The 26,700-nt window shown below is 61.5% G+C and carries 26 protein-coding genes; 18 read left to right on the forward strand and 8 right to left on the reverse strand.

Annotated elements, in window-relative coordinates; translation table 11 throughout:
• Positions 1-40 precede the first annotated feature (40 nt).
• Both LVY71_RS14455 and dprA read left to right on the forward strand, forming a co-directional pair.
• Positions 41-877, forward strand: a complete 837-nt coding sequence (locus tag LVY71_RS14455) for an alpha/beta fold hydrolase (RefSeq protein ID WP_235100562.1) — start codon at positions 41-43, stop codon at positions 875-877.
• A 59-nt stretch (positions 878-936) separates the two neighbouring features.
• Complete coding sequence (dprA, locus tag LVY71_RS14460; protein ID WP_235100563.1) at positions 937-2,061, forward strand: DNA-processing protein DprA; 1,125 nt, start codon at positions 937-939, stop codon at positions 2,059-2,061.
• A gap of 7 nt (positions 2,062-2,068) precedes the next feature.
• On the opposite strand, the gene LVY71_RS14465 is transcribed toward dprA, so the two are convergent.
• Positions 2,069-2,839: an SDR family NAD(P)-dependent oxidoreductase gene (locus LVY71_RS14465; protein ID WP_235100564.1), complete on the reverse strand. Its 771-nt coding sequence runs from the start codon at positions 2,837-2,839 to the stop codon at positions 2,069-2,071.
• A gap of 100 nt (positions 2,840-2,939) precedes the next feature.
• On the opposite strand from LVY71_RS14465, the gene LVY71_RS14470 reads away from it, so the two are divergent.
• Positions 2,940-3,398, forward strand: a complete 459-nt coding sequence (locus tag LVY71_RS14470) for a winged helix-turn-helix transcriptional regulator (RefSeq protein ID WP_235101505.1) — start codon at positions 2,940-2,942, stop codon at positions 3,396-3,398.
• A 3-nt stretch (positions 3,399-3,401) separates the two neighbouring features.
• Here LVY71_RS14470 and LVY71_RS14475 read toward each other — a convergent pair whose 3' ends face one another.
• Entirely contained in the window at positions 3,402-3,620 is a 219-nt protein-coding gene (locus LVY71_RS14475; protein ID WP_235100565.1) for a hypothetical protein, read from the reverse strand.
• A 246-nt stretch (positions 3,621-3,866) separates the two neighbouring features.
• Between LVY71_RS14475 and topA the strand changes: the two genes are divergently transcribed.
• The 8 genes from topA to LVY71_RS14515 all read left to right on the forward strand — a co-directional run bounded on the left by topA (position 3,867) and on the right by LVY71_RS14515 (position 14,477).
• Positions 3,867-6,650: a type I DNA topoisomerase gene (topA, locus tag LVY71_RS14480; RefSeq protein WP_235100566.1), complete on the forward strand. Its 2,784-nt coding sequence runs from the start codon at positions 3,867-3,869 to the stop codon at positions 6,648-6,650.
• The gene (gene rnr / locus LVY71_RS14485) at positions 6,650-8,983 is read left to right on the forward strand and encodes a ribonuclease R (protein ID WP_235100567.1); all 2,334 of its coding nucleotides are present in this window, start codon (positions 6,650-6,652) and stop codon (positions 8,981-8,983) included. The genes topA and rnr overlap by 1 nt, the downstream gene beginning before the upstream one ends.
• Positions 8,984-9,015: 32 nt before the next feature.
• Positions 9,016-9,486, forward strand: a complete 471-nt coding sequence (locus tag LVY71_RS14490; RefSeq protein WP_235100568.1) for a DUF983 domain-containing protein — start codon at positions 9,016-9,018, stop codon at positions 9,484-9,486.
• Positions 9,483-10,217, forward strand: coding sequence for an NUDIX hydrolase (locus LVY71_RS14495; RefSeq protein WP_235100569.1), 735 nt, complete (start codon positions 9,483-9,485; stop codon positions 10,215-10,217). The genes LVY71_RS14490 and LVY71_RS14495 overlap by 4 nt, the downstream gene beginning before the upstream one ends.
• Positions 10,218-10,338: 121 nt before the next feature.
• Positions 10,339-11,202 carry a cell envelope integrity protein TolA gene (gene tolA, locus LVY71_RS14500; protein WP_235100570.1) on the forward strand — a complete coding sequence of 288 codons (864 nt, stop codon included), beginning with the start codon at positions 10,339-10,341 and terminating at the stop codon, positions 11,200-11,202.
• Positions 11,203-11,368: 166 nt separating this feature from the next.
• Positions 11,369-12,718, forward strand: coding sequence for an LLM class flavin-dependent oxidoreductase (locus tag LVY71_RS14505; RefSeq protein WP_235100571.1), 1,350 nt, complete (start codon positions 11,369-11,371; stop codon positions 12,716-12,718).
• A 180-nt stretch (positions 12,719-12,898) separates the two neighbouring features.
• Positions 12,899-13,066 (forward strand): 50S ribosomal protein L33, encoded by a 168-nt coding sequence (rpmG, locus tag LVY71_RS14510; protein WP_002712167.1) that lies wholly within the window; start codon positions 12,899-12,901, stop codon positions 13,064-13,066.
• A gap of 94 nt (positions 13,067-13,160) precedes the next feature.
• On the forward strand, positions 13,161-14,477 hold the full coding sequence (locus LVY71_RS14515) for an NAD(P)/FAD-dependent oxidoreductase (protein WP_235100572.1): 1,317 nt from the start codon (positions 13,161-13,163) through the stop codon (positions 14,475-14,477).
• A 10-nt stretch (positions 14,478-14,487) separates the two neighbouring features.
• Here the strand turns inward: LVY71_RS14515 and LVY71_RS14520 are convergent, their stop codons facing one another.
• The 3 genes from LVY71_RS14520 to LVY71_RS14530 all read right to left on the reverse strand — a co-directional run bounded on the left by LVY71_RS14520 (position 14,488) and on the right by LVY71_RS14530 (position 18,063).
• Positions 14,488-16,221: an adenylate/guanylate cyclase domain-containing protein gene (locus LVY71_RS14520; protein WP_235100573.1), complete on the reverse strand. Its 1,734-nt coding sequence runs from the start codon at positions 16,219-16,221 to the stop codon at positions 14,488-14,490.
• A gap of 93 nt (positions 16,222-16,314) precedes the next feature.
• On the reverse strand, positions 16,315-17,688 hold the full coding sequence (locus LVY71_RS14525; RefSeq protein WP_235100574.1) for a PleD family two-component system response regulator: 1,374 nt from the start codon (positions 17,686-17,688) through the stop codon (positions 16,315-16,317).
• 9 nt (positions 17,689-17,697) lie between these two features.
• The gene (locus LVY71_RS14530; RefSeq protein WP_235100575.1) at positions 17,698-18,063 is read right to left on the reverse strand and encodes a response regulator; all 366 of its coding nucleotides are present in this window, start codon (positions 18,061-18,063) and stop codon (positions 17,698-17,700) included.
• A 125-nt stretch (positions 18,064-18,188) separates the two neighbouring features.
• Between LVY71_RS14530 and LVY71_RS14535 the strand changes: the two genes are divergently transcribed.
• Entirely contained in the window at positions 18,189-18,473 is a 285-nt protein-coding gene (locus tag LVY71_RS14535; RefSeq protein ID WP_235100576.1) for a DUF3572 domain-containing protein, read from the forward strand.
• Between the two features lie 7 nt (positions 18,474-18,480).
• Positions 18,481-19,764 (forward strand): DNA polymerase IV, encoded by a 1,284-nt coding sequence (locus LVY71_RS14540; protein ID WP_349629910.1) that lies wholly within the window; start codon positions 18,481-18,483, stop codon positions 19,762-19,764.
• 3 nt (positions 19,765-19,767) lie between these two features.
• Here the strand turns inward: LVY71_RS14540 and LVY71_RS14545 are convergent, their stop codons facing one another.
• Positions 19,768-20,637, reverse strand: coding sequence for a cell envelope integrity EipB family protein (locus LVY71_RS14545; RefSeq protein WP_502797582.1), 870 nt, complete (start codon positions 20,635-20,637; stop codon positions 19,768-19,770).
• A 231-nt stretch (positions 20,638-20,868) separates the two neighbouring features.
• Between LVY71_RS14545 and LVY71_RS14550 the strand changes: the two genes are divergently transcribed.
• The 5 genes from LVY71_RS14550 (at position 20,869) to LVY71_RS14570 (ending at position 25,108) form a co-directional block, all read left to right on the forward strand.
• Positions 20,869-21,336 carry a RidA family protein gene (locus LVY71_RS14550; protein WP_235100577.1) on the forward strand — a complete coding sequence of 156 codons (468 nt, stop codon included), beginning with the start codon at positions 20,869-20,871 and terminating at the stop codon, positions 21,334-21,336.
• A gap of 61 nt (positions 21,337-21,397) precedes the next feature.
• On the forward strand, positions 21,398-22,150 hold the full coding sequence (locus LVY71_RS14555) for a glycerophosphodiester phosphodiesterase (protein WP_235100578.1): 753 nt from the start codon (positions 21,398-21,400) through the stop codon (positions 22,148-22,150).
• A 99-nt stretch (positions 22,151-22,249) separates the two neighbouring features.
• Positions 22,250-23,422 carry a GNAT family N-acetyltransferase gene (locus LVY71_RS14560; RefSeq protein ID WP_235100579.1) on the forward strand — a complete coding sequence of 391 codons (1,173 nt, stop codon included), beginning with the start codon at positions 22,250-22,252 and terminating at the stop codon, positions 23,420-23,422.
• A gap of 80 nt (positions 23,423-23,502) precedes the next feature.
• Complete coding sequence (locus LVY71_RS14565) at positions 23,503-24,603, forward strand: FUSC family protein (protein WP_235100580.1); 1,101 nt, start codon at positions 23,503-23,505, stop codon at positions 24,601-24,603.
• Positions 24,604-24,682: 79 nt separating this feature from the next.
• Complete coding sequence (locus tag LVY71_RS14570) at positions 24,683-25,108, forward strand: HIT family protein (protein ID WP_235100581.1); 426 nt, start codon at positions 24,683-24,685, stop codon at positions 25,106-25,108.
• A 60-nt stretch (positions 25,109-25,168) separates the two neighbouring features.
• On the opposite strand, the gene LVY71_RS14575 is transcribed toward LVY71_RS14570, so the two are convergent.
• Complete coding sequence (locus tag LVY71_RS14575; protein ID WP_235100582.1) at positions 25,169-25,513, reverse strand: AzlD domain-containing protein; 345 nt, start codon at positions 25,511-25,513, stop codon at positions 25,169-25,171.
• Positions 25,510-26,247 carry an AzlC family ABC transporter permease gene (locus LVY71_RS14580; RefSeq protein ID WP_235100583.1) on the reverse strand — a complete coding sequence of 246 codons (738 nt, stop codon included), beginning with the start codon at positions 26,245-26,247 and terminating at the stop codon, positions 25,510-25,512. The genes LVY71_RS14575 and LVY71_RS14580 overlap by 4 nt, the downstream gene beginning before the upstream one ends.
• Positions 26,248-26,700 lie beyond the last annotated feature (453 nt).

Below are 26,700 nucleotides of genomic sequence, written 5' to 3' on the forward strand. Positions count from 1 at the left end.
CCGCGCATGTTGACCTCTAGGATGTGTCCTGAGGAGCACGTTGACCGCTCCGGAAAATATTCCGAGGTGGCATTTGACCATTACCCCTTCCATTCAAGCTGAATTCATCCAGGCTGGCGTTTCCGGTCCGCACGTCGTTTTAATTCATTCGAGCGTGTCGGGCGCGCGGCAATGGCGCAGACTGATGGACGATCTCAAGAATCGATTTCAAGTCCGAGCCGTCAATCTGTTCGGTTACGGCAAGTCTCCGCCCTGGACGGGATCAGGCACGCAATCACTTGAAGATCAGGCGCGCCTTGTCGAGACAGTACTCCCCAGTGACGGGAACGGGATTTATCTCGTTGGCCATTCCTTCGGGGGAGCCGTCGCCATGAAACTGGCCGCCCGCCAGAATGGGCGCATTGCCAAGCTCGCGTTGCTCGAAGCCAATCCATTTCATCTGCTCGCACAGGCAGGCAAGATGGATGGTTTCGCCGAAGGCATAAAACTCCGCGACATCATCAAGGAGTCGGGTGCATGCGGCGAATGGGTCGTCGCAGCTGAACGTTTTGCCGATTACTGGGGCGGCGAAAATACATGGCGGGACATGCCGCAGGATCGTCGTGTGACCTTCACTGAAGCGATCAAGCCGAATTTCCATGAATGGGACGCGATGTTGAACGAGACCACCCCATTGGAAGAATGGGCGACGGTTCTGCCGACTTCCACCCTCGCCGTATGCGATCCCGGCACCGTGCTGCCCATCCGGCAAATCGACGATTTGTTGCGCGCGACGTGCCCCGGCTGGACCTATGTCGCTTCGAGCGGTGGCCACATGGCACCGCTGTCGCACCCCGATGTTATCAATCCCATTGTGACCGATTTTCTCCGCCGCTGACGGAAACGGATTGTCCCGTCACGCAACTTGCGCAACACTCTCGACCCACGGGGGGCCGCGTGGACATCGAAACCTCAGCCACGACCAGACTGACCGACGCGCAACGCGTCGATTGGCTGCGGCTGATCCGCTCGGACAACGTTGGACCACGCACCTTCCGTTCACTTGTCAATCATTTCGGCGGCGCCCGCGCAGCGCTGGAGCGTGTGCCCGATCTAGCGCGGCGTGGCGGTGCATCCAAACCTGGACGCATTTGCACTCAGGCGGATGCGGAACGCGAAATTGCGCAGAGCGCACGAATGGGTGTCGCCTTGCTCTCACCGGGAGAGACCGGCTATCCGCCGCGTCTCGCGTTGATCGACGATGCACCGCCGCTGCTCGGCGTACGCGGCGCTTCAGATGTGCAGATGCGGCCGATGATCGGGATTGTCGGTTCACGCAATGCGTCGGGGGCTGGATTGAAATTTGCGCAAACATTGTCGCGCGATCTTGGCGATGCAGGCTTGGTCATCGCGTCGGGGCTGGCGCGCGGCATCGATCAGGCTGCGCATCGCGTTGCACTCCAGAACGGCACTGTTGCTGTGCTCGCGGGCGGCCACGACAAAATCTACCCGCCGGAGCACGAGGATCTGCTGCTCGACATCATCGAACAAGGCGGCGGCGCGATTTCTGAAATGCCGCTCGGCCACGGCCCGCGCGCGCGGGATTTTCCGCGCCGCAACCGGCTGATTTCCGGCGTTGCATTCGGTGTGGTTGTGGTCGAGGCCGCGCACCGCTCCGGCTCGCTGATTACCGCGCGTTTCGCCAACGAGCAGGGCCGCGAGGTGTTCGCCGTCCCCGGCTCGCCGCTCGATCCACGCGCCGCAGGCACCAACGAGCTCATCAAGCAAGGCGCGACGCTGGTGACCGAAGCCGCCGACATCATCAACGCCGTGGGCCCGATCATGGGACGTCCGGTAGAGTTGCCGATCGGGGAACCTGACGAGTCGCGTCCCGTGGACGATGAGCCTCACGCGAACGACCGCGCACGCATCATCAATCTTCTTGGCCCCTCGCCCGTCGGCATCGACGATCTTATCCGGATGACGGACGTCTCGCCCGCCGTCGTGCGCACCGTCCTGCTCGAACTTGAACTGGCAGGACGGCTGGAACGCCACGGCGGCGGGATGGTGTCGCTTCTTTAGATAGATGTTATCGAAAGATCGGCGCACCGGCGGGCGATGCGGTCGCACCGCCATCGACGAAGATTTCCTGTCCTTGCACATGCGCTGCATCATCGGACGCGAGGAACAGCACGGTCTTGGCGATATGATCGACTTCGCCCATCCGGCCCAGCGGAGTCGAACGCGAGATACGCGCTTCCAGCACCTTCTCCGCTTCTGGCGTCGCAATGCCCGGCCCCCAGATTGGCGTGCGCGTGCCGCCCGGCGCCACGACATTGACGCGGATGCCGCGGGGAGACAGTTCGGAGGCCATTACACGGGCCATCGCGCGGACGCCGGCCTTGGTCGCGGCGTAAGCCGAGTAACCCGGATTGCCGAGCACCGAGATTACGGAGCCGTTGAGAATGATCGACGCATTGTCGTTGAGATGCGGCACCGCCGCCTGCACCGTGAAGAACACACCGGTGAGATTCGTCTTGATCACGTTTTCGAACGCCGCGAGGGTCGTGCCGCCAAGAGGCGTGTTGCCGGCGATGCCCGCATTGGCAAATACGATGTCGAGCTTGCCAAATTTTGCTTCGGCCTGTGCAAATGCTTTCTCCAGCGCAGACACGTCACTGGTGTCCGCCGTAATGCCGAAACCGTTCCCGCCCAATTCCTTGACCGCGGCATCAAGCTTGGCCTGATCTCGGCCCGTAATGACGACGCGCGCTCCCTCAGCCACAAACAGTCTGGCGGTGGCCAAGCCGATGCCGCTATTGCCGCCCGTAATGAGCGCAGTCTTGCCCTTCAGCCTCATGGAACTCTCCTCTATGTACTAGTTTAATAATGAAACTCACCTTGATCTGTACCCACATTAGTTTTATAATGCAACCAGATTGTGCCAGTAGGAGGCCCCGATCGTGAAACGCAAGAGTCTTCAGGGAGATATGTGTCCGATCGCACGGTCGCTGGATGTCATCGGAGACTGGTGGTCACTTTTGATCGTGCGCGACGCCCTGCTCGGCACCCGGCGCTTCAGCCAATTCCAGAAAAATCTCGGGGTGGCTAAAAACATCCTAACCGTGCGGCTGCGGACGCTGGTCGCCGAAGGCATTCTGGAAACGAAGCCCGCGTCGGACGGCGGCTCTTATCAGGACTATCTCCCGACCGTGAAGGCCCGCGGATTGTTTCCGGTGCTGGTGGCGTTGCGCCAGTGGGGTGAGGAATTCGTGATCCAGCCCGGCGAGAATTTCACGCCGCTGGTCGATCGAAAGGACGGCCTGCCCCTGCGCAAACTTGAAATCCGCGCGCACGATGGCCGCCTGCTCAGTCAGGCTGAGACCAGGGTGGCGATCCCCACTTCAGCCCCGCAATAGCAGCTAAAACTTGCCCGGCGTGGGTTCCCGCCGTGTGATCTCATCGGCTTCGAGTTTGGCCATGTCGAGCAGGTAGCCAAGCAAGTCGAGCCGGTGCCTCTTGGCGAGTTGCGACAGCTCCGCCACCGCTCCGGAAATGAAGCTCGCCGCTTCGATCGGACCTCCATCGGTAGCGGCATCATGGGCCTGCAAGAAATCGCTGCGGCTTTCGCGAGCGGCCATCTAGGCAAACCCTTCCAAGGCGAGAATCAAACGTTAAAGGTGTTTTTTTAAATAATACACGCATAAATTGTACAATCACAAGCACCCGTCATCTACAACCATAGCGCGAATCTGGCACTCAAGCGGCAGCCGATCACTCGGTCACGATTTGACAGCGGCCCCCCTTTTACCCATGTATCGGGCAAGCCAGCCTCTAGGAATCTCACGATTCCGGCCTGCGTATCCCCTGTAAGTTATTGGAATCAAATGAATCTCGTCATTGTCGAGTCGCCTGCCAAGGCCAAGACGATCAACAAGTATTTGGGCTCCTCCTATGAGGTTCTGGCCTCGTATGGCCATGTCCGCGACCTTCCGGCGAAGAATGGATCGGTCGATCCGGAAGCCAATTTCCAGATGATCTGGGAAAACGACCCCAAGGCGGCCGGCCGTCTCAACGACATCGCCAAGGCGCTCAAGGGTGCCGACAAACTGATCCTCGCAACCGACCCTGATCGCGAAGGTGAGGCCATCTCCTGGCACGTCCTCGAGATCATGAAGGAAAAGCGCGCACTCAAGGATCAGAAGATCGAGCGCGTCGTCTTTAATGCCATCACCAAGCAGGCCGTCACCGAGGCCATGAAGAATCCGCGGCAGATCGACGGCGCACTGGTCGACGCCTATCTGGCGCGCCGCGCGCTGGACTATCTGGTCGGCTTCACTCTCTCCCCCGTGCTGTGGCGCAAGCTGCCGGGCGCACGCTCTGCCGGCCGCGTGCAGTCGGTGGCCCTGAGACTGGTTTGCGACCGCGAACTCGAAATCGAGAAATTCGTCCCGCGCGAATACTGGTCGTTGCTCGCAACCCTTGGGACACCGCGCGGCGACAGCTTCGAGGCGCGCCTCGTCGGCGCCGACGGCAAGAAGATCCAGCGCCTGGACATCGGCAGCGGCGCGGAAGCCGAGGACTTCAAGAAGTCGCTCGAATCCGCGAACTACACCGTCACCGCGGTGGAAGCAAAGCCTGCGCGCCGCAATCCGCAGTCACCCTTCACCACCTCCACGCTGCAGCAGGAAGCCAGCCGCAAGCTCGGCTTTGCGCCGGCGCACACCATGCGCATCGCGCAGCGTCTCTATGAAGGTATCGACATCGGAGGCGAAACCACCGGTCTCATTACTTATATGCGTACCGACGGCGTGCAGATCGATCCGTCAGCCATCACCCAGGCCCGCAAGGTCATCGGTGAGGACTACGGCAACGCCTACGTCCCGGACGCGCCGCGCCAGTACACATCAAAAGCCAAGAACGCGCAGGAAGCTCACGAAGCCATTCGCCCGACCGACCTGTCGCGCCGCCCGGCCTCGCTGAAAGCCAGGCTAGATAACGATCAGGCCCGGCTTTATGAACTGATCTGGATGCGCACCGTTGCAAGCCAAATGGAATCCGCCGAACTGGAACGCACCACCGTGGATATCGCCGCGAAGGCCGGCGCGCGCATGCTCGAGCTGCGCGCCACCGGTCAGGTGGTGAAGTTCGACGGTTTCCTTGCAGTCTACCAGGAAGGGCGCGATGACGACCCTGATGATGAGGAAAGCAAGCGGCTTCCCGTCATCAATCAGGGCGAAAACCTCAAGCGCGAAAGCCTCAGCGTCACCCAGCATTTCACCGAGCCGCCACCGCGCTTCTCCGAAGCCTCGCTGGTAAAGCGCATGGAAGAACTCGGCATCGGCAGGCCTTCGACCTATGCGTCGATCCTGCAAGTGCTGAAGGATCGTGGCTATGTGAAGCTCGAGAAGAAGCGCCTGCACGGCGAGGATAAGGGCCGCGTTGTCGTTGCCTTCCTTGAGAACTATTTCGCACGCTATGTCGAATTCGATTTCACTGCCGATCTGGAAGAAAAGCTCGACAAGATTTCGAACAATGAAATCTCGTGGAAGCAGGTGCTGGCGGATTTCTGGAAGGACTTCATTGGCGCGGTCAACGACATCAAGGATGTGCGCGTCACCGAAGTGCTCGACGTACTCGACGCGATGCTCGGCGAGCACATCTACGAGCCGCGCGCCGACGGCGGCGACCCACGCCAGTGCCCGAGCTGCGGCACCGGCAAACTGAATCTCAAGGCGGGCAAGTTCGGCGCCTTCGTCGGCTGCTCGAACTATCCCGAATGCCGCTACACCCGCCCCCTCGCCTCCTCCAGCGGCGCGAGCGATCGCCCCCTTGGCAAGGATCCGGTGTCAGGTCTCGAAGTCATGGTGAAGGCCGGACGTTTCGGTCCGTACATCCAGCTTGGCGAGGCGAAGGATTACGCCGAGGATGAGAAGCCGAAGCGTGCCGGCATTCCAAAGAACATGTCGCCTGCCGACGTCGAACTCGAACTTGCGCTAAAGCTGCTGTCGCTGCCGCGCGATGTCGGGCCGCATCCGGAGGATGGCGAAGTCATTACCGCCGGTATCGGCAGGTTCGGTCCGTTCGTGCGTCACGGCAAGATCTACGCGAGCCTCGACGCCGGCGATGACGTTTACAACATCGGCCTCAATCGGGCTGTAACGCTGATCGCTGAGAAAGTCGCGAAAGGACCGGGCCGCCGTTTCGGTGCCGATCCGGGCAAGGAGATCGGCGACTATCCGGCCCGCGGCGGCAAGATCATGCTCAAGAAGGGCCGCTATGGCGCTTATGTCACCATCGACGGCATCAATGCGACGATTCCGGATGACCGGGAGCCGGAGACGCTGACCCTCGAGGAAGCCATTGCTCTGATCGAGGCGCGCGCGACAAAGACAGGCGGCAAACCGAAGCGCGCCGCCAAGAAGACAACGAAGAAGGCTGCCAAGCCTGCGGCTGACGCGAGCGATGCAGCAGAGTCCGAAAAGCCTGCAAAAAAGCCGGCTGCGAAGAAAAAGGCCGCCAAGGCCGTGGCGAAAAAGGCCGCACCCAAAAAGGCCTCGGCCGAGCCCGTTTCCCTGAAGGACGCCGCCAAGGCCAAGGCGTCGAAAGTCGCCGCAGCCAAGATCACCAAGGTCGCTGAAAAGAAGAGCGCCGGTAAAGCACGCGGATAATGAAAAAGAAAAGCGACGCGACAAATCCCTTTCCCGACCGGGAGAGCATTGTCGCGTTCGTGCGAGCGCAGCCCGGTGAAGCGGGCACGCGCGAACTGGCCCGGCATTTCGGATTGAAGAACGAATCCCGCGCGGCGTTGCGGCGGATTATCCGCGAGCTTGCCGACGAAGGCCTGATCGAGAAGCGCGGCAAGAAAATCGCCGAGCCGAAATCGCTGCCGCCGACCATCGTCGCTGATATCACCGGACGCGATAGCGATGGCGAACTGCTCGCGTCCCCCGCGGAATGGCTGGAGGAGACCGACGGCCCCGCTCCGATCATTCGCATCCACGTTCCGCGCCGCCCGCCACCAGGTACAGCCGCCGGAATTGGCGATCGTGCGCTGCTGCGCGTGGAGAAGCCCGACAGCAAACACGAGAAGGCGTATCGCGGCCGTGTCATCAAACTGCTCGACAAGACTTCGCATCGCGTGCTCGGAATTTTCCGTGCGCTGCCGAACGGCGACGGCCGGCTGATCCCGGTCGACAAGAAACAAGTTGGCCGCGAACTGGCCATCGCCGCCGCCCAGGCCAACGGCGCGCAGGATGGCGATCTGGTCAGCGTCGAACTGATGCGTTCGCGCGGCTATGGACTGCCGTCCGGCAAGGTGAAGGAACGGCTCGGTTCGCTGAAGACCGAGAAAGCCGTCAGCATGATCGCAATTCATGCTCACGAAATCCCGCAGGAATTCCCCGCCGGGGTTATCACCGAATCCGAAGCGGCCCAACCGGCGACGCTGGCGGGTCGCGAAGACTGGCGCAACGTGCCGCTGGTCACCATCGATCCGCCGGACGCGAAAGACCATGACGACGCAGTTCATGCCGAGCCGGATAGCGATCCGCACAACAAAGGCGGCTATATCGTCAACGTCGCCATCGCCGATGTTGCATTTTACGTCCGGCCGCAATCGCCGCTCGACCGCGAGGCCGTGAAGCGCGGCAACTCGGTCTACTTCCCCGACCGCGTTGTCCCGATGTTGCCGGAGCGCATTTCAAACGATTTGTGTTCGCTGAAACCGGGTGAACCACGCGGCGCGCTGGCCGTCCGCATGGTGATCGACAAGGACGGCCGCAAACGCTCGCACACATTTCATCGCGTGCTGATGCGCTCGGCCGCGAAGCTGAACTACGCGCAGGCGCAGGCTGCCATCGACGGCCGCCCCGACGACACCACTGGCCCCCTGCTCGATCCGATCCTGAAGCCGCTCTACGACGCCTATAGCCTGGTCAAGCGAGCCCGCGACGAACGCGATCCGCTCGATCTGGATTTGCCTGAGCGTAAGATTCTGTTGAAGCCCGACGGCACGGTCGATCGCGTGGTGACGCCGGAGCGCCTCGACGCGCACCGGCTGATCGAGGAATTCATGATTCTCGCCAACGTCGCCGCCGCCGAGACGCTCGAGAAGAAGGCGCTGCCGCTGATCTACCGCGTGCATGACGAGCCGACGGTAGAGAAGGTTCACAATCTCCAGGAGTTTCTCAAGACGCTCGACATGCCGTTCTCGGCCACCGGTGCACTGCGGCCGTCCGTCTTCAACCGCATTCTCGTGCAGGTGAAAGGCCGCGATGCGGAATCTCTCGTCAACGAAGTCGTGCTGCGCTCGCAGGCGCAGGCTGAATATTCCGCCGAGAACTATGGCCACTTCGGTTTGAACCTTCGCCGTTATGCGCATTTCACGTCGCCGATCCGCCGATATGCCGATCTGATCGTACATCGCGCGCTGATCCGCGCGCTCGGACTAGGCGAAGGCGCGTTGCCGGACACCGAAACGTTTGAAACGCTGAGCGAAGTGGCCGCAGCGATTTCGCTCACCGAACGCCGCGCGATGAAAGCGGAACGCGAAACCGCGGACCGGCTGATCGCGCATTTTCTCGCCGATCGCATCGGCGCGACATTCGACGGACGAATTTCCGGCGTCACGCGCGCGGGATTGTTCGTAAAATTGACTGGAACTGGCGCCGACGGTCTCATTCCCGTTCGCACGCTGGGAAGCGAATATTACAACTACGACGAAGCGCGACATGCCTTGATCGGCTCTCGCAGCGGAGCCATGCATCGTTTAGGTGACGTGGTGCAGGTTCGTCTGGTAGAAGCTGCGCCAGTGGCCGGCGCGCTGCGGTTCGAGTTGCTGTCCGAAGGACGAACCGTTCCACGCGGAGGCCGCATTCGCGATGGTCGCAAAACCAAGCCGCACGCCGGCGGCAAGACACGGCCGGGACGCGACAAGAAAGATGGAAAGAAAAAATCGCGCAAGCCTTCCGGCAGCAAGGGGCGCAAACCGAAGAAGGGCTGATCTGCGAGGACAACCTTCACAGGAGCAACATTATGGACCGCCAGCCCTCAATACCCGCAGCGACCTGGACCCAGGCCTCTCAGCCATTGCCGCGCCGCGATGTGTGGCAGGCGATGGCCCGCGGCCTGCGCTGCCGTTGTCCGAACTGCGGCAAAGGCAAGATTTTCCGCGCCTTCCTCAAGGTCGCCGACAAATGCTCCGAATGCGGACAGGATTTCAGCGGTCATCGCGCCGACGATCTGCCCGCCTACCTCGTGATCGTCATTGTCGGCCATATCATCGTGCCGATCGTGCTGTGGATCGAGACGGACTATGCACCGCCCGTTCCCCTGCAGCTTGCCATCTATTTGCCGCTGACGCTGATCTCCGCACTGTTGCTCCTGCAACCGGTCAAGGGAGCCGTGGTAGGATTGCAGTGGGCGTTCCGCATGCACGGCTTCGATGAGAGCCGGCCCGAGGGCGTCGAGGAAGGCACTATCGAGAATCTGAACGTGGCGAAATGAACGAACCGGAAAAAGAAGAAAAAGAAGACGACAGCCACCCTTATCGACGCCCGAAAGACGCCGCGACACTGATCCTGGTCGATCGCAGCGCGAGCGTGCCAAAGGTTCTGGTCGGCAAGCGGCACGACAAGGTCGTATTCCAACCCGGAAAGTTCGTGTTTCCGGGTGGCCGGGTCGATGCGACCGACAGCAAGATTCCAGTCGCCGCAGACATCCCCAAGGCTCTTGAAAAGAAACTCACAGGTGGCAGCCCCAAGATCGCCCCCGCCCGCGCCCGCGCGCTTGCTGTCGCAGCAATTCGCGAAGCTTGCGAGGAAACCGGTCTTTGTCTCGGGCGCAAAGTCGCTCGCATGAACGGCGCCGCCGCAAAGCTCACCGGTGAGTGGACGTCGTTTGCCGAGGCCGGGTTACTGCCCGATCCGTCCGGGCTGTTTCTGATTGCCCGCGCCATTACTCCGCCCGGCCGCATCCGCCGGTTCGATACGCGGTTTTTTACCGCCGACGTATCGTCCATTGCGCACAGGGTTGAAGGTGTCGTCCACGCTGAAGCCGAGCTGGTGGAACTGGTCTGGCTCGAACTCGGGTCGCCGTCACTCGAGGGTCTGCATTCGATGACGAAAAATGTACTGCGTGAGCTCGCACAACGCCTTGCAATGGGGCCGTTGTCTCATGCTGCCGAGGTGCCGTTCTATCATTTCCAGGGCGGTGACTGGCGGCGCGACACCATCTAGCACACACGTCTTTAAGAAGTCCGCGACCATCAAAAATTATCAACCAAACGATCCCGCGGGCCGCTATGCTGGCTGGCGAAAGGCGGCAGCGTGCCGTCAGGGATGATAGAACACGTTTGTCATGCGTATCGGCGCTGCCATATCGGTCGCTGCTCATGTAGCGGCTTTGACAGTGTGTCTGCTTCTCGCCGGCGTGCGCCCGTTCGATCCGACGACCGCGGAAGCCATCACGGTCGATATCGTGACGCCGGACCAGGCACCGCCGCTGCCGAAAGAGCCGGACCCGACCTACGACTTCCCCACGCTCTCGGAAAAAGAGCAGCAGGACCAATCGAAGGCGCAAGAGGAGGCCGCGGAAAAAGCTCCCGAGCCACCCCAACCCGCGCCAATGTCCGCGCCGCCTGAAAAATCCAAAGCCGACGCCAAACAGGCGGCACTCCAGCAGCAGAAACCGGTCGAGCCGCCAAAGCCCGTCGAACAGATGAAGCCTGTCGAGCAGCAGCAAGCCCGGCCTCAATCGCAGCCCCAGGACCAGCCGGCAGCAACGCCCCAAGAGCAAGAACAACCGGTCGTTCCGACCGCGCAACCAGACATTACGTCCAAGTTCGGCATGATGTTCACGCTACCCGAGCCTGGAGCTGGTGGTGACTTCGATGCCAAGGCGACGGCCAGCGCGAATATCAAGGTCGAGGATGCCGCCGCGCTCCGCGCCCACCTCAAGACCTGTTCGATCCTGCCGAAATCGGTGTCGCCGTCCGACAATGTGCGCATCGTGCTTCGCGTGGCCTTTCTTCCCGACGGGCGCCTCGGCAAGGAGCCGCTTCTGATCGAAGCCAGCGCCTCTGAAAAAGGGCCCGCGCTGATGCAGAGCGCAATGAAAGCGCTGGCGAGTTGCCAGCCCTACGCCATGCTTCCGGCGAACCGCTACAATGAATGGCGCATGCTCGATCTCGCCTTTACACCGAAGGACTTCAAGGGCGGATAGATGGTCGCGGGACGCGCGTGACCTCCCCGGAGCGTGATGACAGCGCGGAAAATTCATCCCTCCCAAGAGAACAAAAAGCAATAATCGTCTGTAGCAATGTGCCCGGCGCGCCACCATAGAGTCTGTCGGTCCGCTCACGCTTCTTGATCGCATCCGGGGAAATAAAATGAGCCCACGCCAGTTGCGCCTCGGCGCGTTCATGCGTCCCGTCAGCATCCACACCGCGGCATGGCGCTATCCGGGCAGCCTCCCCGACGCCAATTTTAACTTCGCTCACCTCAAACGCTTCATCCAGAAGCTCGAACACGGCAAGTTCGACGCGTTCTTCATGGCCGATCACCTCGCGGTGATGAACATGCCAATCAATGCGCTCAAGCGCAGCCATACCGTCACATCGTTCGAGCCCTTCACGCTTTTGGCGGCGCTGGCCGGCGCGACAGAACACATAGGACTGGTCGCAACGGCATCGACCACCTACGACGAGCCGTATCATGTGGCGCGCCGCTTCGCCTCGCTCGACCATATCAGTGGCGGTCGCGCCGGCTGGAACGTCGTCACCACCGGCAATCCGGAAACCGCGCTGAACTTCGGCTGGGACGATCACATGGAGCACAGCGAGCGTTACAAGCGCGCGCGCGAATTCTTCGATGTCGTGACCGGCCTGTGGGACTCGTTCGCCGATGACGCCTTCGTGCGCGACGCGGAAAGCGGGATCTATTTCGATCCTGAAAAAATGCACACGCTGAATCACAAGGGACAGTTTCTCTCGGTGAAAGGACCGCTGAATATCGCGCGTCCGCCGCAGGGCTGGCCGGTCATCGTACAGGCAGGCGCATCCGAATCCGGCAAACAGCTTGCGGCCGAGACCGCCGAGGCGGTGTTCACCGGCGGCGGCACGCTCGCACAGGCGCAGGCTCTTTACGAGGATATCAAGAGCCGCATGGACAAACTCGGGCGCGACCGCGAGCACCTGAAGATTCTTCCGGGCGCGTTCATCGTGGTCGGCGATACAATGGACGAAGCTCTGAAGAAGCGCGATGTGCTCGACGGTCTCGTTCACTACGAGAGCGCCATCGCAGGCCTGTCCGTGATCCTCGGCACCGATGCATCAAAGTTTGATCCCGATGTTCCATTGCCTCCCATTCCGGAATCCAACGCCAGCAAGAGCGCCCGCGATCGCATGGTCGAGTATGCCGCCACTCATAAGGTCACTGTCCGCGAGCTCGCCCAGCGCGTCGGCGGCTACGGCGGCCTGTCATTCGTCGGCACGTCGGTCACCATCGCCGATCAAATGGAAGAGTGGCTGACAACCTATGCGTCGGACGGCTTCAACGTCATGTTCCCGTTCCTGCCACAGGGGCTCGACGATTTCGTCGACAAAGTGGTGCCGGAACTTCAGCGCCGGGGCATCTTCCGCAAGGATTACGAGGGCCACACGCTGCGCGAAAACCTCGGCCTGCCACGGCCTAAAAATCGGTTTTTCGGGACCACGGGGGCCGCTGATGCCGCTGAATAGCCCCTTCGGCGCCGGTTTGGCCGCGCTGAACCGAGCTATTCCGGGCATTTCGTGCGATCCGGGCCTAAAACCGGTTTTCCCTTAAAACCTTGACTTTGGGGCGTTCGAAGCTAGTTTGCGGCCAAACGCGGCCCGGCCTGTCGGGACTGCTCCTGATTCCTGACATTCGAGGTTCTGAACATGGCCAAAGCGGTCACCATCAAGGTCAAGCTCGTTTCTAGCGCGGACACTGGCTTCTATTACGTCGCCAAGAAGAACTCCCGCACGATGACCGACAAGCTCGTCAAGAAGAAGTACGATCCGGTCGCGAAGAAACACGTTGAATTCCGCGAAGCCAAAATCAAGTAATAATTTCAAATACTTATTTAGTTGAACGGAGCCGTCTGGCTCCGTTTTGCGTTTCAGGTGACACTGCGGTCTCCACCGCGGAGCGCTGACGGCCATGACCACGGAACCGACCGTCTCTGACAAGGACAGCCTCCCCGCCCTTCCGGACCGCCATCGCGTGGTTATTGCGGGAGCAGGCTTTGGCGGGCTGGAAACTGTGTACCGGCTCGCCGGAGCCCCAGTCACCATCACGATCGTCGACCGCCGCAATCACCACCTGTTCCAGCCCCTGCTCTACCAGGTGGCCACCGCCTCGCTGGCGACCTCCGAGATCGCCTGGCCGGTCCGGCACCTGCTGCGCGGACGCCCCGAAGTCACCACGCTGCTGGCCACTGTGACCGGCATCGACGCCAATGCGCGCCGCGTTCTGCTCGATGATGGCGGATCGCTTCCCTACGACACGCTGATCCTGGCCACCGGCGCGCGGCACGCCTATTTCGGCCACGACGAATGGGAGCCGTTCGCACCCGGTCTCAAGACGCTCGAGGATGCGACAACGATTCGGCGCAGAATTCTGCTCGCTTTCGAACTTGCGGAGCGCGAGAGCGATCCGCAGAAGCGCAATGCCCTGCTCACCTTCGTCGTGATCGGCGGCGGCCCCACCGGCGTTGAACTTGCTGGGACCATCGCGGAGCTTGCCAAGGTGACCATGCCGCCGGACTTCCGCAACATCGACACGCGGACGGCGCGTGTCGTTCTTATCGAGGCAGGCCCGCGTGTCCTGCCGGCGTTCACCGAAGACCTGTCGGCTTACGCTCAGAGTTCGCTCGAACGGATCGGTGTCGAGGTCGTCCTCGGCAAGCCGGTTTCGGACTGCACAGCGGAGGGCGTCGTCTATGGCGGAGAGAAACTGGCTTCAAAAACCATCATCTGGGCCGCCGGCGTGCGGGCCTCGCCGGCTGCGGAATGGCTTGGTGTCCGCGCAGACCGTGCCGGCCGTCTGATCGTGTCTGCCGATCTCACCGTTCCCGGTCACCCGGAGATATTCGCCATCGGTGATACCGCGGCGATCACCGCTGCCGACGGCATGCCCGTTCCCGGCATCGCGCCGGCCGCCAAGCAACAGGGACGCCACGTCGCCGGCATCGTCAAGGCGCGCATGCAGGGCGACACGTCCTCGAAGCCCTTTCACTACAAGCACTCGGGGAATCTCGCGCAGATCGGCAAGAAGCGCGCGGTGATTGACTTCGGATGGATCAAGATGCGCGGGGCGCTGGCGTGGTGGATCTGGGGCGTCGCCCACATCTACTTTCTGATCGGTCTGCGCAATCGTCTCGCCGTCGCCATAAACTGGCTGTGGATTCATACCCGTGACCAGCGCGGTGCGCGCCTGATAACACAGGGACGCAGCAATACCGATCCCCCGAAATGACTCGCGTCGGCTATTTATGATCGAATAGCCACGCGCCATTCCAGTCTTGGGCTGGCGGCTTCGCCTTGAAGTCAGCAACGCGCGCGGCAAGCGTTCGCGCCGGCCCATCGGCGGGCACAGCTTCCAGCGCGGCACCAAAGGCGCGGCTTGCCTCATCCCAGTTTCGCGCACGGTATGCGGCAAGCCCTTCTGAATACCGGGTTCGCAGCAAAACCTGCTCGGGGGTGAGTTCGCCTGCGCGCGCCATCAGTTCGAAAATCACCTGAGCGGTAGTCTGACCGGACAACACCACGCGGTCGATTTCGCGAACCTCGAGCGCCGGACCGGCGGCGGCAATCGTCGCACCCGAAACCAGCGAGCGGCTCCCATAAACCTTGTTGAGCAGCTCGAGGCGCGACGCGGCGTTCACCGCGTCGCCCATCACCGTGTAGCTCATCATGAACTCGGAACCGATGCTGCCGACCAGCACCTCTCCCGTCGCGATGCCGATCCGCAGATCGCAGTCGCTGGGCACGGAGCGCACGCCCAGCAATTCAGGAATCTCGGTCCGCAATGCTGCGATATGATCGATCATCTCGAGCGCAGCGAGGCACGCAAGCCGTGCGTGATCATTCTCATCGGTGAACGGAGGCCCCCAATAGGCCATGATGCCGTCGCCGATATATTTGTCGATGATCCCTTTGTGTTTGCGGATCGGCTCCGACATCGTCGACAGATAGTGGTTCATCACCTTGACGAGACCTTGCGGCGTCATGCCCTCGCTGAGGCTGGTGAATCCCTTCATGTCGCAGAACAGCACCGTCATAGTGCGGCGCTGGCCTTCCGACGCCGTCAACGCCGGACGATCGATCAGTCCCTGCACAACTTGCGGATCGATATACTTGCCAAAGGTCTCGCGGACACGCTCGTTCTGGCGCAACTGCTCCACCATGCGGTTGAAAGCCGCCGTCAATTGTCCTATCTCGTCCCGCGTCGTGATGCTGATCGAGCCATCGAGGTGTCCGGCTTCCACCGCCCGCGTGCCATCCAACAATCTGCGCACTGGCCGTGTAATGCCGGTGCTGACGAGAACCGATACCGTCAGTCCGAGGATCGCAGCCAGAGCCGTTACAATTGCAGAAATGAATATCGCCTGCCGCTGATGCCCCATGGTCACGACGGCGTCCGCGCGGACCTGCGTCAGCATGTCGGCCCGGATGGAGTCGATCTTCGCATTGAAATCGTCTCGAAGAGCGTCGATGCGAACGAGGCTGCTGTTGATCCCCGGAGTATCCCGACTCTCAAGCAACCGAAACAGCCGCTGGCTTTCCTCGTTGATGTACCTTTGAATATCGCTGTTGACGGATTCGATCCTGCTATCGATACGAGCCAGCGTCGCGTTGTCGGAATCGGTTGTTGTATTGGTGATGATCGTATTGATGAGCGAACGTGCGCCGTCTGCCTCGCGTGCGACGTCCAGACCCTTGGCTTCATAAACCCGCTTGCGCTCCGCGTAGGACGCATCATCGGGAGGGATTTGGATCTTGGCGATGGCCATCTGGCGGAGTGCCAGCGCCTGCTCCAGCGCACGGACGTTCATTCGCGCCAGATGTCCATACGCCTGAACGTATTTGGACGTGAGTTCGTCGAGATAGGTGGCCACCCTGCCCGACATCACCATCGATAGAACCGAGGTGATCGCCATCAGGATGATGAGCCCTACGGCGATCCCGACGATTTGTCTTTTGATGGATTGGCGGATCATCAATCAGCGCCTTTCGGCCTCGCGAAGCGAACGTCAGGGCCGACGCTCAAATATGCCCGGCCGAGCGCCTGCCTCAAACCTGCAACACCCGCGTTATGCCGCAGCGGCAACAACCCGGTTACGGCCGTCGTTTTTGGCGCGATAGAGCGCCTGATCAGCGCGTTTGAGGACGTCGCCGATGGCTTCGCCCTTGGTCTCGAGAGTCGAGATGCCGATCGAAATCGTAACCTCGATGCGCCTTGCACCCTTCTCGATGGCAAACGGTTCGCCGGCGATGGACCGGCGCAGACGCTCGGCCACCATTCCCGCCACGTGCAGGTCAGTCTCGGGCATCACGATGACGAACTCCTCGCCGCCGTAGCGGCATGCGAGATCGATGCCGCGGATCGACTTGCGGATTCGGACCGCGAATTCGCGCAGCACATCGTCGCCGGCATCGTGGCCATAGCGATCGTTGATCGACTTGAAGTAATCGATGTCGAGCATCATCAGCGCCAGTGGCTTTGCCCGCAGCGAGGCCTGTTCCGCCAGCGTTGTCAGATGGCTTTCCATATAACGCCGGTTGTGCAGCCCGGTCAGCGGATCGGTAATCGCCATTTCGATGGAGTTCTGCACGTTGTCGCGCAGATGATCGGTGTAGCGGCGCTTGCGAATCTGGGTCCGCGCCCGCGCGAGCAGTTCGTTCTTGTCCACCGGACGCAGCAGATAGTCGTTGACGCCGATTTCGAGGCCACGCAACAGGCGCGCATTGTTATCAGCGTCGGCTATCGCAAGGATCGGTACGCTGCGCGTCCGCTCCAGCGAACGGGCCTGGCTGCAAAGCCGCAGCCCGTCGAAATTCTCCAACCCCAGCGACACGATCAGCAGGTCGTAGTTGCCTTCGGCGGCATGAAACACCGCTTCGGCCGGGTTGGGCTCGACATCGACGCTGTGTTCGGTGGCCAGCACCGGAGCCAGCCGCTCGTAGGACGACGGCCGGTCGTCCACCAGCAGGATGCGACCGCCCTTCCCGGTATCGGCAACCGCATTGCGCTCCGGCGCATTAACGCCGATCTCCAGCGACGTGATCGCGCGCATGCGCAATTCGTCCGTCATCATCTTCAGCCGCGTCAGCGAGCGCACGCGGGCGATCATCACCACATCCGACACCGGCTTGGTGAGGAAGTCGTCGGCGCCGGCATCGAGACCGCGCACGCGATCGGACGGGCTGTCGAGCGCCGTCACCATGATGACGGGAATGAAATGGGTTTTGGGGTTCGATTTCAGGCGGCGGCAGACTTCGAAACCATCGATGTCGGGCATCATGACATCGAGCAACACGATGTCGCATTCCGCGCGTTCGCAGATTTCCAGCGCCTGCATTCCGCAATTCGCCGTCACTACGTCGAAATATTCGGCGGACAGACGCGCCTCAAGCAATTTCACGTTGGCGAGAACGTCGTCAACGACCAGAACGCGCGCGGACATCGTAGTCTCCTAGCCCACAAACCGTCGAACGGTTTCAATAAATTTTCCAACCGAGATCGGTTTGGACAGGTAAGCTTCGCAGCCGCCTTCACGGATGCGTTCTTCATCGCCCTTCATTGCGAAGGCGGTCACTGCGACTACCGGAATCGCCCGCAATTCGGCGTCCGCCTTGATCCAGCGCGTCACATCGAGCCCGGAAACCTCGGGAAGCTGAATATCCATGAGAATGAGATCGGGCCGGTATTTGCGAGCAAGATCGAGTGCTTCAACCCCATTGCGCGTACCGACCGTCTGATATCCATGGGCCTCCAGCAGATCGCGGAAGAGCTTCATATTGAGCTCGTTGTCTTCCACGATCAGGACGGTTTTCGCCACCCTGCCCTCCAATTCCCGCAAAATGCCCGTGCGTGCTGAAACCAATGAAATTCGCCACGCCGTGATGACTCGGGCATGATCGGAGAAAATAGAGACGATAAGTTACGGAAAGGCAAACACGATCAATGACAAAGGGCCCGAAAAACCCTCAGGAAGCTGCTGAATTTGTTGCGATTCAGGCACTTTCGTTCCTGGCCTCCGATCCCGAGCGGCTGGGATTGTTCCTAACCGAGAGCGGTATCGGTCCGCAGACGCTGCGCACGGCCGCGACCGACCCGAAATTCCTCGCGGGTGTGCTGGATTTCATCGTGCGCGATGATGCAACCGTGAAAGCCTTCGCCGAAGCCTCGCAACTGACACCGCAGGCCGTCACAAACGCACGCGAGGTGCTGGATCCGCGCTGGGAGTGACGCGTTGATCGACCGCCCGCCCCCCGATTCGCCCGGATTCTGCCGCGACTGCCTGACGGACGCCGCAGCGAAGGCGGTTCGCTGCGCGGAATGCGGCTCGCCGCGTCTCATCCGGCACCGCTCGCTCCCGGCGCTGACGCTCGCGCATATCGATTGTGACGCGTTCTATGCCACCGTGGAGAAGCGCGACAATCCGGAGATCGCCGACAAGCCCGTCATCATCGGTGGCGGCAAGCGTGGCGTGGTCTCGGCGGCCTGCTATATCGCGCGCACCTATGGCGTGCGCTCGGCGATGCCGATGTTCAAGGCACTCGACCTCTGCCCCTCCGCGATCGTGGTCCGTCCCGATATGGCGAAGTATGTCCGCGTCGGCCGCGAAGTTCGTCACGCCATGATGGCGCTGACGCCGCTGGTCGAGCCGCTGTCGATCGACGAGGCGTTTCTCGATCTCAGCGGCACCACGCTGGTACACGGCATGATCCCGGCCAAGGTGCTGGCCCGCTTCGCCTCCATGGTGGAACGCGATATCGGCATCACCGTGTCGGTCGGCCTGTCCGTGAACAAGTTTTTGGCCAAGATCGCCTCGGACCTCGACAAGCCGCGCGGTTTCGCAGCGCTAGATCAGGAGGACGCGCGCGAGATGCTCGCCGAACGGCCGGTCGGATTCATCTATGGCGTCGGTCCCGCCTCGCAGGAAAAACTGTCGCAACGCGGCTTTCGACTGATCAAGGATCTGCAGCGCGCCGATGAGACCGATCTGATGAAACAGTTCGGGTCCGAAGGCCGGCGGCTGTGGCGGCTGGCGCGCGGCATCGACGACCGCAAGGTGGTTGCCGATCGCGGCGCCAAGACGATTTCGAACGAGACCACGCTGGAAACGGACGTACGGGATTTCGCGACGCTGGAGAAAATCCTGTGGCGGTTGTGCGAAAAGGTCTCTTCCCGCCTGAAGAGCGGCGACCTGTCGGGCTCGACCATTACGCTGAAGCTGAAGACTGCGGACTTCCGGCAGCGCACCCGGTCGCAGTCGCTTTCCGTTCCGACGCAGCTTGCCACGCGGATTTTCGGCACCGTGCGCGAGATGCTCGGCCGCGAGATCGACGGCACCGCATTCAGGCTGATTGGCGCAGGCGTCAGCGCGCTCAAGCCCGGCGCTGAGGCCGATGATCAGGATCTTCTGGATCAGCGCTCGGCCCACGCCGAGCGGGCGATGGACGATGTCCGCAAGAAGTTCGGAAATGCCGCCGTGATGCGCGGGATTGCCTATAACGGCCCTCCGAAGGCGGAGTGAGACCTACTTACAGGGCTTGGTTTCCTTGATCTCGATCTTGCCCATGGCGCCAGCAATCACGAAATCGTTGTAGTCCAGCACCAGCGCACGCGATACGCCGTCCTCGTACAGTTCGAACGACATCGCATAGACCGGTGTCTGCTCGCCGGACTTGGATTGCGCCGCACGATCATAGTAACTCACTGTGACCGGCCAACGCGTCAGGGATTTGAACTTCTCGTTCCCCGTCGCAGCGTCCGGCGTGGCCGGCGCCTTGGTCCCGGGAATTGGCTGTCCGATTACGGTCAGTGTATTATAGACTTTCTCGCCGTCGTCCGATCCGTCGTAGACGGTGAGTTCGAGCAGCGACTTGCCCGCGCGCGCGGCTTCGATGATGAGCTTGACCTGTTCGGTCGGAAATACCGCATCGTCGATAGTGAATGTCTTCACCGTAGGTTGCTTCAGCTTGACCTTGATGGTCTTGCCGTCACGCTCCGCGACGCCATCCACGGACGTGACGTCCGCCTCGTTCATGCGGGTCTCGATCTTGAAGCGATAGCTCTTGCCGTCCGCGTCTTCCCAGCTCGTGGAGCGCAGATCGCTTGTGGTCGTCTTGTCCTCGCCGGTTTCGAGTTGCGACACCTGCCGGAATTCCGTGGTGTAGCCCTCGCAGGCGCTGCCGGCGAAATTGTAAAGGATTCGGCCCCGGGCACTGTTGACGCTGGCGTTGCCGCGTGAAGTCTTGAGGCTCAGATCGTAGACCGCCTGATGGGCAAGAAAGGCGACGCTTGGCGCAGCCTGCACCCTGCCTGCACTCGGCGCGAGAAACGCGACCGACAGCACCATCGAGAAAGCAAGCGATCCACAATCTGAAATCCGGCGCGCGCGACGCATGGCGTCTCCTTGAAATGCGAGAATCGAAGAATAATAGCCGCAACATTGCGCCGCAACCGGGGCAGCCGTGCGAAATCGTCTGAATTTAATAGCAAAATTCGGATTTCCAGTTCGCTTGCATGTGCCATCGCGATGGGCGAAATATGGCCTGCCAGTGGAGTGTTTCACCTCGGCGCTTGCTTGCCGGATTTCACTGCGGACGAACCAATCCAAAAACAATCGAGGACACACATGGCGGGAACGGTCGAGCAGAAGTTGAGCGCGCTGGGTATCCGGTTGCATGAACCCAACCCGCCGGTCGCGAACTACGTTGGCTTCGTGCGCACCGGAAATCTGCTGTTCGTCTCCGGTCAGGTCTGCAACACCCCCGATGGCAAGCTGATCGCAAAAGGCAAGCTGGGCGCCGGCGTGACCGTCGAGCAAGGTGCTGCGGCTGCGCGGGGCTGCGCAATCAACCTGCTGGCGCAGGTCAAGATGGCGCTCGGCGATCTCGACAAGGTGGCGCGCGTGGTTCGCCTTGGCGGCTTCGTCAATGCGACGCCGGATTTTCTCGACGGGCCGAAGGTGCTGAACGGCGCGTCGGATCTGATGGTCGCGGCATTCGGCGACAAGGGCCGCCACGCACGCACCACGGTCGGTGTGGCCGCCCTGCCATCCGACGCCGCGGTCGAAGTCGAAGGCATCTTCGAGGTCGCGTGAGCATGATCCCGAAAAGTGGGCACCGGTTTTCGGATAAGATCATGATCAAAAAGACAAGCCAATGTTTTCCCGCGCACCCGGCTGGTTGACGGCTCGCCCGATCGCTCATCGCGGCCTGCACGACCGCGCGCGCGGCATCATCGAGAATATGCCGTCGGCGATCGATGCCGCCGTCGCCGGCAATTTCGCCATCGAGGTCGATCTGCAACCCACCGCCGATAACGAGGCGATGGTGCATCACGACTATGAACTCGGCCGCCTGACGCAAGGCAGCGGCGAGCTTCTGTCGCTGACCGCCGCCGAACTCAAGCAGGTGGGATTCAAGCATACGGCGGAGCACATGATGACGCTCGGCGATCTTTGCGCGCGCGTCGCTGGCCGTGTGCCGCTGGTGCTCGAAGTAAAGAGCCGGTTCGACGGCGACCGGACGCTGGTGAAGCGGATGGCAGAGGTACTGGCCTCTTACACAGGACCGGTGGCAGCCATGTCGTTTGATCCCGAGCAGGTCATGGCGATCCGCGAACTGATGCCCGAGGTGCCGCGCGGTATCGTCGCCGAACGGCACTATACCGAGGGCGAGTGGACGCAGCTGCCGCGCGAGAAAACCCGCGAGATGACCGGCCTGCGCCATGCCTTCCGCACGCAACCGCATTTCGTCAGTTATCGGGTCGATGATCTGCCGGCCCCCGCACCCTGGATCGCACGCAACATTTTCGGCTGCGCACTGCTGACCTGGACCGTGCGGACGCAGGAACAGCGCGCACGCACCACCCGATATGCCGATCAGATGACCTTCGAGGGCTTCATTCCGTAAGCCGGAAAACGATGCCAGATACTTGAAGTCATCCGGGCGAAAGCCGATCTATAGTGCTGAGCAGTTTCAGTTTTCTCACGGCCACGGTGCCCCTCGCCCTTGACGGATTCCTGCGAGATTACCCTTGAAGCAATCTCCTCGGTCAGCCAGATCACGGCCGACGAGTGGAATGCGTGCGCCAGTGCGGACGATAGCTACAATCCATTCGTCTCCCATGCTTTCTTTGCTGCCCTGGAAGCCTCCGGCTCGGCCGTAGCCCGGACCGGCTGGGCTCCACGCCACCTTGTGGCGCGTATGGGCGATCGGGTTGTCGGCATCGTTCCCTGTTATCTGAAAAATCACTCACAAGGCGAATACGTGTTCGATCACGGCTGGGCCGACGCCTATGCGCGCGCCGGCGGCAGCTATTATCCCAAGCTGCAAGCCACCGTTCCATTCACGCCGGCAACCGGCCCTCGGCTGCTGGTGCGCGACGGCGTCGACGCGACACGCGTTCGCGAGTCGCTGGCGGGCGGGCTGGTTGCACTATGCGGTCTGACGCAGGCATCCTCAGTACACGTCACTTTCGCCCGCGAAGATGAATGGACGTTTCTCGCCGAGCGCGGATTTCTGCAACGTACCGATCAGCAGTTTCACTGGCGCAACGAAGGCTACGGCGCGTTCGAGGATTTCCTTGCCACGCTGGCGTCGCGACATCGCAAGGGCATCCGCCGCGAACGCCGCGACGCGCTCGCCAACGGCATCACCATCCATCATCTCACCGGGGATGATATCACGCCCGACGCGTGGGATGCATTCTTCGAGTTCTACATGGAGACCGGTTCGCGAAAATGGGGGCGTCCCTATCTCACGCGCGCGTTCTACACCCAGATCGGCGAGACCATGGCGAAGGACGTGCTGCTGGTGATGGCCAAACGCGATGGCCGATGGATCGCCGGCGCGATCAACTTCATCGGATCGGACACGCTGTTCGGCCGCCACTGGGGCGCCGTCGAACACCATCCGTTCCTGCATTTCGAGGTTTGCTACTATCAGGCCATCGACTTCGCCATTCAACGTGGACTGAAACGCGTGGAGGCCGGAGCGCAGGGCGAGCACAAGATCGCCCGCGGCTACCTGCCGCAGACCACCTATTCTGCGCATTACATTGCCGACCCCGCGCTGCGCCGCGCGATCCGCGACTATCTCAAGCAGGAGCGCAGTTACGTGCAGGAGGCTGTGCGCGAACTGACCGAGGCTGGACCGTTCCGCAAGACGGATGACGGCGACTGACGCAGCGGGGCGTTGTGACCATTCCGCCGGCAACCTAACCTGAATCCGCCTCTGCTTGTCACAGCCGCATCGGAAACGCCGTGAGTTCAATCGCCACCAAAATCCGCGAATTCCTGACGCGCCGCGCTCCGGAATTGCGCCAAACCGTTCGCGTCACCATCGCAACCGGTGCTGCCTATATCGCCTACAAATTTATCGGCCTGCAACAGGGGTATTGGGCGGTGTTCACCGTGCTGATCGTCATGCAGGGATCGATCGGCGGAACACTCGGCGCCGCGACGGAGCGGATGATCGGCACGCTTGCGGGCGCCATTTTCGGCGGGCTAGCAGTTGCGTTTCACTCGAATACGACGGCCGGTGTCGGCATCGCTCTCGTGCTGGTGACATGCGCGACGGTGTGGGGCGCGGCGATTCGGCCGCAGTTGCGGGTCGCTCCGGTCACGGCGGCGATCATGCTGCTGACCGACCCAGCAGGCGCGCCCGTCGAGCAGTTCGTCATCGACCGCATCATCGAAATCGGACTGGGTGGACTGATCGGCGTGCTGGCGGCCGTGCTGATATTTCCCGCCCGCTCCCACGCGGTTGTCGTAGCCCGCTCCGTGGCGGTTCTGACCCGCATCCAGAGGTTGCTGTCGTCCGAAGCCGACGCGCTTGAACGCGGCGCGGCGCTGGTCCCTTCAAGCGAACACCCGGCGCTTCGGCAGGCGCTGATGGCGGTCGAACAGGCGATGAAGGACGCAGACAGGGAGCGCGCCTCTCGCCTTGCCGATCACCGGATTCCCGCCGCGATCCCGCGCGCCCTTTGGCGCGTGCGCAACGACCTCGTCGCTATCGGCAATGTGCTTCGGGAGCCGCTTCCCGCCCCCATCGCACCGGCCCTCGCACCGGCGGCGGCAACTCTGCTGCGCGCCGAAGCCGAATTGACGGGCCGATGTGCGGCCGCACTCAATGCTGTCGCTGCGGTTTCACGTAACGATGTCCCGGCGGTCCATCTCGCGTTCACGGAAACATTCAGTGGATTGCGGCAGTCCGGCGTCATGCGCGCGCTCGACTTCAACGCAGTGGGACGCACATTCGGACTCGCCTTCGCATTGGATGGCCTTCACCGCGACCTGACCGACCTCGCGGACCGGATCGATGAGATCGCAGTCGGCATACCGGAACGCACGACAAATTCGTAACATACCGGCATCCGGATGGCCGCTTGACCTTACGGCGCCGGGCGGCGATTGTTCGGCCAGTTCATTCCGGGAATGCATTATGACCATCTACGACACCAACAATATCTTCGCGAAGATCCTGCGCGGCGAACTGCCATGCCACAAGGTCTATGAAGACGAGCATACGCTGGCGTTTCTCGACATCATGCCGCGCTCGCCGGGCCACACGCTGGTGATCCCGAAGCAACCTGCGCGCAACATCCTCGACATCGATCCGGACAGTCTGGCCCATGTCGCGCGCACGGCGAAGAAAATCGCCATCGCCGGCAAGAAGGCGTTCAACGCCGACGGCATCACGCTACAACAATTCAGCGAACAGGCCGGCGGACAGGTCGTGTTCCATCTTCATGTCCACATCATGCCGCGCGTCGAGGGCGTCGCGCTGCTGCCGGCGGCAAGCCGCAAGGAAGACGTCAAGGTGCTGGAGGATCACGCCACGCGATTGATTGCCGCGCTGAAGGGCTAAGCTTTTTCGAGAGGGCATGATCCTTTCCGAAAACCGGTTCCCACTTTTCGGGATCATGCCCTAGCCCATCCACCACGCGCCTGCGAGAACCACGATTTCGCCGGCCGCAACGCCGACGAAAACCGATTTGCGCGCCGCCAGATAAACCGCGAAGCCGACCGCGACCGCACCATATCGCACCACGTCCGGCACCGCCGCCAGCGCACCGGGCGGCGAAATCAGGATCTGCGCGATGACGCCGGCGAGGATCGCCGCAGCGACCGCCCTCACCCAAACAAGAAATTCTGAACCCTCGTCAATGCCGCCGCCGATCACGAGGCCGAGCACACGCCAGACCTCGTTGGAGAGAAAACCCGCAAACAGCAGCAGCGCAATCGCGTGTCCATCGCCGAAAAGCCCGGTCATGCGCGTTTCCGCCAGCGATGAACGGCATAGGCAATGGTGCCGGATGTCACACCGCAGATCATGATGTCCACGCCGGTATGCAGCAGTTGCACCAGCGGATAGAGCGCAAGCCCGAGCGCAAGCGCGAGTTTGTCCACCAGACGATGCGCGTTGCGCGCCGTTGACAGCAGGAACGTCAGTGGCGTCAGCGCCAGAATTCCCGCGCCCAGCAGCGGCGGCAGGTTGGCCGCGAGCCCGAAGCCGATTGTGGTCGCAACACAGCTCAGGAAAACCAGCCCGCAGCCGAGCCCGTTCACGAACGCGATCCGCCGCTCGCGAGGCACATGCGGCAGAAGACGGAAACTCTCGACCCACACCGTGACCGCCGTCAGATGAGCCGGGAGCGCAAGCTGATACATCTTCGTCTGCCGAGTGCGCATCATCGGCAGCACAGCCACCACCATCGGCAACAGGCGGATCGCGCTGATGGTCACTGCCAGCGCCGATTCCAGCACGGTCGCGCCGGCATGGGACGTCGAAATCAGGATGATCTGCGCCGGACCGGCCCACACCAGCACCGTGCTCGCCACCGCCCAGGCCAGTGTGAATCCGGTATCATGGGCAAACGCGCCGATGCCGATGAAGGTGCCGAACAGCACCAGTGCCAGAATTGACGACAGCGCCGACTTCACGCCGAACGCGAAGGCCGCGGACGCGCTTTGCCATTTCGGAGAATCGAGGGCTGGAAGGGCCAAGGGGACGGAATACCGGATGAATCTTTGGATTCATCACGCGGGTGAAACGGCCCTGACGTCAAGACCGGAATCGCGCATTGCACGCGTTCGGTAAGCCGCATTACGGCGGTTCCGAGAACAGCGAAAATACGAAATCAGATGGATGGCTCGCGTACCGACGACGACAATGTACCGAGTACGCACAGCGCCGCAAACGCAAGACCGGTAATTACAAAAATCAACACAACAGCCTCCCGAGGGTCACGGAAAAATTTTCCACAGCACCCGGCCAGATGATTGGAAAACGGTTTCACAAAAATTAAAGGAAAAAGCCGGCAATCCCGTTAGCATTTCGTTGAGCATAAATTTTTGGCGATGAACTCAAATTACGCCTGGAATCATTGGGTTTCTTTGCCTCCAGTCGCGCGCTCGCCGTTAACCGTCGCAAGAGATTCATCGCGCTGGCCTGCTTAG

Origin of the sequence: Bradyrhizobium sp. G127 (assembly GCF_021502575.1) — a bacterium.
Lineage (GTDB): Bacteria > Pseudomonadota > Alphaproteobacteria > Rhizobiales > Xanthobacteraceae > Afipia.

Excerpts from the sequence above, each read along its gene's own strand:
- LVY71_RS14465 (WP_235100564.1), bottom strand. The coding sequence starts at position 2,839 with ATGAGGCTGAAGGGCAAGACTGCGCTCATTACGGGCGGCAATAGCGGC.
- LVY71_RS14475 (WP_235100565.1), bottom strand. The coding sequence starts at position 3,620 with ATGGCCGCTCGCGAAAGCCGCAGCGATTTCTTGCAGGCCCATGATGCC.
- topA (WP_235100566.1), top strand. The coding sequence starts at position 3,867 with ATGAATCTCGTCATTGTCGAGTCGCCTGCCAAGGCCAAGACGATCAAC.
- rnr (WP_235100567.1), top strand. The coding sequence starts at position 6,650 with ATGAAAAAGAAAAGCGACGCGACAAATCCCTTTCCCGACCGGGAGAGC.
- LVY71_RS14490 (WP_235100568.1), top strand. The coding sequence starts at position 9,016 with ATGGACCGCCAGCCCTCAATACCCGCAGCGACCTGGACCCAGGCCTCT.
- LVY71_RS14495 (WP_235100569.1), top strand. The coding sequence starts at position 9,483 with ATGAACGAACCGGAAAAAGAAGAAAAAGAAGACGACAGCCACCCTTAT.
- tolA (WP_235100570.1), top strand. The coding sequence starts at position 10,339 with ATGCGTATCGGCGCTGCCATATCGGTCGCTGCTCATGTAGCGGCTTTG.
- LVY71_RS14505 (WP_235100571.1), top strand. The coding sequence starts at position 11,369 with ATGAGCCCACGCCAGTTGCGCCTCGGCGCGTTCATGCGTCCCGTCAGC.
- rpmG (WP_002712167.1), top strand. The coding sequence starts at position 12,899 with ATGGCCAAAGCGGTCACCATCAAGGTCAAGCTCGTTTCTAGCGCGGAC.
- LVY71_RS14515 (WP_235100572.1), top strand. The coding sequence starts at position 13,161 with ATGACCACGGAACCGACCGTCTCTGACAAGGACAGCCTCCCCGCCCTT.
- LVY71_RS14520 (WP_235100573.1), bottom strand. The coding sequence starts at position 16,221 with ATGATCCGCCAATCCATCAAAAGACAAATCGTCGGGATCGCCGTAGGG.
- LVY71_RS14525 (WP_235100574.1), bottom strand. The coding sequence starts at position 17,688 with ATGTCCGCGCGCGTTCTGGTCGTTGACGACGTTCTCGCCAACGTGAAA.
- LVY71_RS14535 (WP_235100576.1), top strand. The coding sequence starts at position 18,189 with ATGACAAAGGGCCCGAAAAACCCTCAGGAAGCTGCTGAATTTGTTGCG.
- LVY71_RS14545 (WP_502797582.1), bottom strand. The coding sequence starts at position 20,637 with ATGCGTCGCGCGCGCCGGATTTCAGATTGTGGATCGCTTGCTTTCTCG.
- LVY71_RS14550 (WP_235100577.1), top strand. The coding sequence starts at position 20,869 with ATGGCGGGAACGGTCGAGCAGAAGTTGAGCGCGCTGGGTATCCGGTTG.
- LVY71_RS14555 (WP_235100578.1), top strand. The coding sequence starts at position 21,398 with ATGTTTTCCCGCGCACCCGGCTGGTTGACGGCTCGCCCGATCGCTCAT.
- LVY71_RS14570 (WP_235100581.1), top strand. The coding sequence starts at position 24,683 with ATGACCATCTACGACACCAACAATATCTTCGCGAAGATCCTGCGCGGC.
- LVY71_RS14575 (WP_235100582.1), bottom strand. The coding sequence starts at position 25,513 with ATGACCGGGCTTTTCGGCGATGGACACGCGATTGCGCTGCTGCTGTTT.